This window comes from Sphaerospermopsis sp. FACHB-1094, assembly GCF_014696195.1.
GTDB lineage: Bacteria > Cyanobacteriota > Cyanobacteriia > Cyanobacteriales > Nostocaceae > Sphaerospermopsis > Sphaerospermopsis kisseleviana.
In genome coordinates this window covers 20,552-27,433 of sequence record NZ_JACJPT010000068.1, presented here as the reverse complement: position 1 = coordinate 27,433, position 6,882 = coordinate 20,552, and the positions used below count along the sequence as shown (strand labels likewise).

The 6,882-nt window shown below is 39.6% G+C and carries 6 protein-coding genes; 1 reads left to right on the top strand and 5 read right to left on the bottom strand.

Features of this window, described 5'->3' with window-relative positions; translation table 11 throughout:
* Positions 1-171: 171 nt before the first annotated feature.
* From H6F47_RS18560 to H6F47_RS18545, 4 genes are all read right to left on the bottom strand, one after another.
* Entirely contained in the window at positions 172-510 is a 339-nt protein-coding gene (locus tag H6F47_RS18560) for an RNaseH domain-containing protein (RefSeq protein WP_190650425.1), read from the bottom strand.
* 47 nt (positions 511-557) lie between these two features.
* Positions 558-965, bottom strand: coding sequence for an 8-oxo-dGTP diphosphatase MutT (gene mutT / locus H6F47_RS18555; protein WP_096570256.1), 408 nt, complete (start codon positions 963-965; stop codon positions 558-560).
* Between the two features lie 193 nt (positions 966-1,158).
* A complete protein-coding gene (locus H6F47_RS18550; RefSeq protein WP_096570254.1) occupies positions 1,159-1,506 on the bottom strand; it encodes a DUF760 domain-containing protein in 348 nt (115 codons plus the stop codon).
* 298 nt (positions 1,507-1,804) lie between these two features.
* Positions 1,805-2,761, bottom strand: a complete 957-nt coding sequence (locus H6F47_RS18545; protein WP_137667387.1) for an RNA polymerase sigma factor, RpoD/SigA family — start codon at positions 2,759-2,761, stop codon at positions 1,805-1,807.
* A 497-nt stretch (positions 2,762-3,258) separates the two neighbouring features.
* On the opposite strand from H6F47_RS18545, the gene H6F47_RS27600 reads away from it, so the two are divergent.
* Positions 3,259-3,432, top strand: a complete 174-nt coding sequence (locus tag H6F47_RS27600) for a hypothetical protein (protein ID WP_206755154.1) — start codon at positions 3,259-3,261, stop codon at positions 3,430-3,432.
* Here the strand turns inward: H6F47_RS27600 and carB are convergent.
* The gene (carB, locus tag H6F47_RS18540) at positions 3,394-6,663 is read right to left on the bottom strand and encodes a carbamoyl-phosphate synthase large subunit (RefSeq protein ID WP_190650422.1); all 3,270 of its coding nucleotides are present in this window, start codon (positions 6,661-6,663) and stop codon (positions 3,394-3,396) included. The genes H6F47_RS27600 and carB overlap by 39 nt on opposite strands.
* Positions 6,664-6,882 lie beyond the last annotated feature (219 nt).

The window sequence follows — 6,882 nt, the reverse complement described above, 5'->3', positions numbered from 1 at the left end:
AGATTGTTGTGGTGATCCTTGCTACGAAGCGGTCTTTTCTGACCAAGGTTGGGACGGTCTACCACTTCCTCTAACATACCTCTAAGATACAAGGTTGGGTTGAGGTCAGGAAACCCAACACTATTAATTGTCTCAAAGAATTTGATTTGAAATCCCAACTCCGTTAATCAATCAAAATAAACTTAGTTGTCTAGGTTCTCCTTCATTTGTCTGATTGTCTTCTATTTCTAATTCTTCATCATCCACATCATCAGTAATCCAAAACTCACTAATATAGTCTCTGACAACTCTTTCAAAAAATAGAGGTGCGGGTAATGTTGTCCATTCTTTATAATGTCCAAACCCATAACGCAAAAACTCTAAAAATGCAGCTAAATCATCAGGTTTATCTTCTTCTTGTCTTAATGTCACCACAATTTCTAAAGGGTTAGGTGTGGGAAATTTATCAGTAAGTATTCTGTTTTCTTCCATTTTTATTTCACCAATTTCTAACCCTGCTTTATTTTTCATGTTTCGCTTATCATCTTTGATAACTTGATGAATTTAAATAATTGTTCTTACCTTTTTCTCAAAGCAGCGATAATTTCTCCATTTGCTTCAGGAAAATCAAAATTATCCAACTCATCCAAACCCACCCAACGCACTTCCGCACATTCAATAGCTTGGGGAATACCTGATAAATAATGACAATGATGCACTGTCAAAGTTACTCGTAAATGAGGATAAGTATGATCAACAGTAATCAAATGTTTGCCAACTTCTATTTTAATTCCTAACTCTTCTAAAATTTCTCTTTCTATACATTCTTCTATAGTTTCTCCTGTTTCAATTTTACCTCCAGGAAATTCCCATAAATTCGCCATTGTTCCTGTGGGAAGACGACGATCAATTAAAATCTGTTTTTCGTTGTTCCAAATAACAGCAACACCAATAATTTTATGGGTAACATTTGATATTTCTGTCATAATAATTATGGTAAAATTTAATCATTCTAAAATCGTTATATATCCCCAACTTCTTAAAGAAGTCGGGGATCTGAAAACTGAAAACTACCTAATTTTAACATTTACGTCATAAAAAAACACCAATTATTAAAATTCTGGTATCTTCATTTTGGATTTATCAGAGAATTTATTTAATTGGTGCTAATTTGTTAACTTATTCAGCAACATCACTACTGCTTGCTTCTGTTCCTTGTATAGCCATATCAAAGTTCATTCTTTGTTCTGCATTCCGCAAAAAATAACCACTAATCATTGCAGAAGCTAATAATCTACCTAAATTTTCTCTGCTAGTTGTAATGGTAACACCAAAATGTTCAGAAGGTAGATTTCCCAACAGTCCCACAATATTTCGTTCCATCACTTGAAATACTTCCGCAGAAGTAGGTTTAGATAACTGTGTTACGGTTTCTGGACTTAGAGATTTAACGTACTGCCATAATAAGTTGCTATTTTCTGTTTCACCGTTGAAAAATTCTGATACTCGATTAGGTTGGTTACTCACTTTTGATCTCCTTTGCTACAACTACTATCTATGGTAATTGTGACTACAATGATAAATAACCTGTTTTCTATTTAATGACGACTTAATGACGACGAAAATTTAACTTTGTGTCTATGTCATTCAATGTAACAGGTTATTTCAGTCGGGGGAGTCGGTTTAACCGTACCAAAAACAGCGTATTATTGCGAATGAATCTAGGTGACGGTAAGAAGGCAAGAGGCAAAAGGCAAAAGGCAAAAGAAGGGAATAGGTAATAAAGTTATTAATGTTCTCCTGACTCCTGCCTCCTGACTCCTGACTAACTAGCAAGATACTCATTCATGCTATGTTTGGATTTACGAAGTTTTGTTAAGGCTTCTCTTTCAATTTGTCGCACTCGTTCCCGACTAATATTAAGTATTTCACCAATTCGGGCTAATGTCATAGATTGTCCATCTGATAACCCAAACCTCAATCTAATGACTTCTTTTTGTTGGGGTGTGAGTTCTGACATCATCCGTTCTATGTCGCAAGATAGAGAAGATTGCATCACAAAATCTTCAGGTGATGCACCTGTATCTTCCAACATTTCCCCTAGTTCGGTGTCATAATTATCACCTAGACGCAAATCAAGAGACAAGGGTAAACGTGCTTTTTCTAGACACTCCCGCACCTGTTTAGGCGTTAATTGTAATTCGTCAGCTAGTTCAGAAATACTAGGCGCACGTCCCAATTTTTGGGATAATTGCCTTTGGGCTTTCTTAATTTTGTTTAATTTTTCCGTAATATGAATAGGTAGCCTAATAGTGCGGGCTTTTTCCGCTATGGCGCGAGTGATCGCCTGACGTATCCACCAGTAGGCATAAGTAGAAAATCTATAGCCTTTTGTGGGGTCAAATTTTTCTACACCCCGTTGCATTCCTATACTACCTTCTTGGATTAAGTCAAGTAAATCAACATTACGTTTAATATACTTTTTCGCTACAGACACTACTAAACGCAAATTAGCTTCTACCATTTTCCGTTTAGCAATTTCACCTTCGGCGATCGCTCTATTTAATTCTTTTACTTCTAACTCAGCTACATTTGCCCACTCTTCTACAGTTGGTTGACGTTCTAACTGAGTAGCAAGATTATCTCTCACCTCATACAACGCGGTACATCTTTGTACCTGTTTCCCAAAGTGAATTTCTTCCTCATGCGTTAAAAGTGGCACGCGACCAATTTCTCTTAGGTAGGTCCGCACGAGGTCTGTAGGTGTCTGAGCCGTCTTCATGGCGCTACTCTTGGTTGATGTTGGGTTGGTTGGTAGTGTCATTAGCTGATGCCTTGAGAAGATAATACCCAGGTTAACTAGAAAACTATGCTCTGGTTTGCAATTTACATACCCGATCCGCTTTGTTTCCGGTATGTCGTCAATTTAGGCTTATTAACTGCTAGACGGTACAGTTATTTACTTGTAATTACAAGTACCTGTACTTAGAGATACCATGATCTGTCTAACATTTTCCGTTTGATGTGATTGTTAATAATTGTAACATTTATTAAAAAAGCTTGACTACCGAGTAACTGGAAAATTCCTGGTTACATCAGGTTAGGTTATGTCGTAATTGTACTGAAATATTATAGGAAGCAGGAGTCAGGAGGCAGGAGACAGGAGTCATAAGACAAGAGTCAGGAGTTTAGAAGTAAAAATGAGAAGTAGATGGTTTCCTCATATTTGTTAAAATATCTCAATATTAACTATAAAGATTCTCTTATAATGATTGCTTAATGTTTAGGGAACAGGGAACAGGGAACAGGGAACAGGGGATAGGAAGATGGGGAAGCAGGGGAGAAAATTATTTCCCAGTCCCCAGTCCCCAGCGATGCACTGAGCTTGTCGAAGTGTCCCCAGTCCCCAGTCACCTAGATAGGACAATATTCCTGGATCACTTTCACATCTAAGGTGGTGTTTTGCAGGGAACGGATAGCGGCTACTGTTGCCCGCGCACCTGCTATAGTTGTAATTATGGGAATTTTGTAGGCTAAAGCTGTACGGCGGATCAGTTGTCCATCTGTACGGGCTTCTTCCCCTGATGGTGTGTTAATAATTAACTGAATTTGTTGATTTTTGATCGCGTCAATCACATTAGGACGACCTTCATGAAGTTTCAGCACTTGCTCAACTTTTAAACCTTGCTCCTTCAAATATTGGCGTGTACCTTGGGTAGCGATAATATGAAAACCCAGGTTGATAAATTCTTTCACCACATCCACAACTAAGGCTTTATCCCGATCGCTCATAGACACAAATACAGTACCCTGGAGGGGTAATTTTTCTCCTGCGCCCATTTCCGCTTTAGCAAATGCCCGCCCAAAATCAGCATCAATTCCCATAACTTCCCCAGTGGAACGCATTTCAGGACCTAAGATGGTATCAGTACCGGGGAATTTATTAAAGGGTAAAACTGCTTCTTTCACAGCTATATGAGAGGGAATGACTTCCTGAGTAAAGTTTAATTCCTCTAAAGTCTTACCAGACATAATTAAAGATGCCAACTTAGCTAAAGGTACGCCTGTTGCTTTAGACACAAATGGAACAGTGCGAGATGCACGGGGGTTAGCTTCTAAAATGTAGACTTGGGGAGAATAACTATTTGCACCAACAACGGCAAATTGAATATTCATCAAACCCACTACAGATAAAGCTTTTGCCAGTTCAACTGTCCAAGTTCTAATTTGGTTAAGGACTGCGGGAGAGAGGGAAATGGAAGGGAGAGAACAAGCCGAATCTCCTGAGTGAATACCCGCTTGTTCAATGTGTTCCATAATGCCACCAATAACCACTCTACCCGTATGATCGGCGATCGCATCTACATCCACTTCAATGGCATTTTCTAGGAACTTATCAATTAAAATTGGATGATCTGGTTCTACCTGCACTGCAAAAGTCATATATCTTTCTAACTCTGCATCAGAGTAGACTATCTCCATTGCTCGTCCACCCAAAACGTAACTAGGGCGAACCACAACGGGGTAGCCGATCCGTTTAGCGACAATTAACGCATCTTCATAACTTCTAGCGATACCATTAGGCGGTTGGGCAATATTCAACTCTTGAAGAATCTTTTCAAACCGTTCCCGATTTTCTGCCATGTCGATAGAATCAGGAGAAGTACCCCAAATTTGGGTGATTGGTGATTGGTGATTGGTGATTGGTGATTGCTGTAAGTATTGTTGTAGGGGAACTGCTAATTTTAATGGAGTTTGTCCACCGAACTGGACGATAATACCTACAGGGTTTTCCGCTTCAATAATATTGAGTACGTCTTCTTTAGTCAGAGGTTCAAAATATAGGCGATCACTAGTATCGTAATCAGTAGAAACCGTCTCCGGGTTAGAGTTCACCATCATGGTTTCATAACCCGCAGCTTTCAAAGAGTATGCCGCATGACAGCAACAATAATCAAATTCTATCCCCTGACCAATACGGTTTGGACCACCTCCCAAAATCATTACCTTGGGTTTATCGGTGGGTAAAACTTCCGTTTCTTCCTCGTAGGTAGAATAATAATAAGGTGTGAACGCTTCAAACTCCGCAGCGCAGGTATCCACAGTTTTGTAAACGGGGATAACACCTAACTGTTTACGATATGCTCTAACTTCATCTTCCTTGGTTTTGGTACAGAAAGCAATTTGGCGATCGCTAAAACCATTACGCTTGACATCATACATTTGCTCTTTTGTCAACTGCTGTAAAGGACTGCGTTTTAAGAACTTCTCAACTTCCAGAATTTGCTGTAATTTATCCAAAAACCAGGGATCTATGGCAGTTAGTTCGTAAATTTCCTCATTACTGATACCTAACAGCATTGCATGACGCAAAGCAAAAACTCTCTCTGGGTTAGGTGTACGTAACTGAGCGCGAATTTGTTCCCCACTGGGTAACTTTTCTGGTTTATCAGCACCCCATCCAGCGCGGCCAGTTTCCAAGGACCGCATAGCTTTTTGGAAAGACTCATTAAAAGTTCTTCCTATGGCCATTGCTTCCCCCACAGACTTCATTTGCGTAGTTAACACTGGATCAGAACCAGGAAACTTTTCAAACGCAAACCGGGGAATTTTTGTAACTACATAGTCAATAGTCGGTTCAAAAGAAGCGGGGGTTTTCTTAGTAATATCATTACTAATTTCATCCAAAGTGTAACCCACAGCTAACTTTGCGGCCATCTTTGCAATAGGAAAACCAGTTGCTTTAGAAGCTAACGCAGAACTGCGGGAAACACGAGGGTTCATTTCAATAACTACCACATCCCCATTTACTGGGTTCACCGCAAACTGAATATTAGAACCACCGGTTTCCACCCCTATTTCCCGGATAATTTTGATCGCCATATCCCGCAGACGTTGATATTCTTTATCTGTGAGAGTTTGGGCAGGGGCGACTGTGATAGAATCACCTGTATGAATCCCCATCGGATCGAAGTTTTCGATAGAACAGATAATGACAACGTTATCCGCAAGATCCCGCATCACTTCTAGTTCATATTCCTTCCAACCTAATAAAGACTGATCTATAAGAATTTGAGAAACAGGACTAGCATCAATACCAACCTGTGCCATCACTTCAAATTCTTCTTTATTGTAAGCAATACCGCCACCAGTACCGCCCATTGTGAAAGCAGGACGAATAATGAGAGGATAAGATCCTATCCGATCGGCGATCGCCTTAGCTTCTTCTAAGGTTGACGCTGTACCACTAGGACAAACATTCACCCCGATCTTATCCATCGCTTCGTTAAACAACTTGCGATCTTCAGCTTTTTCAATCGCTGGTAATTTCGCACCGATTAATTCGACGTTATACTTTTCTAAAGCCCCATTTTTTGCTAAAGCAACCGCAAGATTTAAAGCAGTTTGTCCGCCCATAGTCGGTAAAAGAGCATCAGGACGTTCCTTAGCAATAACCTTTTCTACCATTTCCGGTGTTAGCGGTTCGATATAAGTGCGATCGGCCGTTTCTGGATCAGTCATAATAGTAGCCGGGTTAGAGTTTACCAGCACCACCTCAAAACCTTCTTCCCGTAAAGCTTTACAGGCTTGAGTACCAGAATAGTCAAACTCACAAGCTTGGCCAATGACAATAGGACCAGAACCTAACAGAAGAATTTTGTGGATATCTTGACGACGAGGCATAGTTGTTACTTTAGATCAGGAAAATACAAATCTTGACTATTTTAAGGGTCTTTACCCCTAGTCCTTATATTTATTATTAAGTTTTCTTAGTTCTTGTGATTAGGTAGATTTTTTAACAGTGTAGCCTAATTTTTCGGTTATCTTGAGTAATTTAACGCAGATACACGCAGATAAACGCAGATGTAAAAGAATAACTGAACAATTCTCTTTTCCAGATAT

Coding starts and splice junctions, on each gene's coding strand:
- H6F47_RS18545 (WP_137667387.1), bottom strand. CDS start 2,761: ATGAAGACGGCTCAGACACCTACAGACCTCGTGCGGACCTACCTAAGA.
- H6F47_RS27600 (WP_206755154.1), top strand. CDS start 3,259: ATGTTTAGGGAACAGGGAACAGGGAACAGGGAACAGGGGATAGGAAGA.
- H6F47_RS18560 (WP_190650425.1), bottom strand. CDS start 510: ATGAAAAATAAAGCAGGGTTAGAAATTGGTGAAATAAAAATGGAAGAA.
- mutT (WP_096570256.1), bottom strand. CDS start 965: ATGACAGAAATATCAAATGTTACCCATAAAATTATTGGTGTTGCTGTT.
- carB (WP_190650422.1), bottom strand. CDS start 6,663: ATGCCTCGTCGTCAAGATATCCACAAAATTCTTCTGTTAGGTTCTGGT.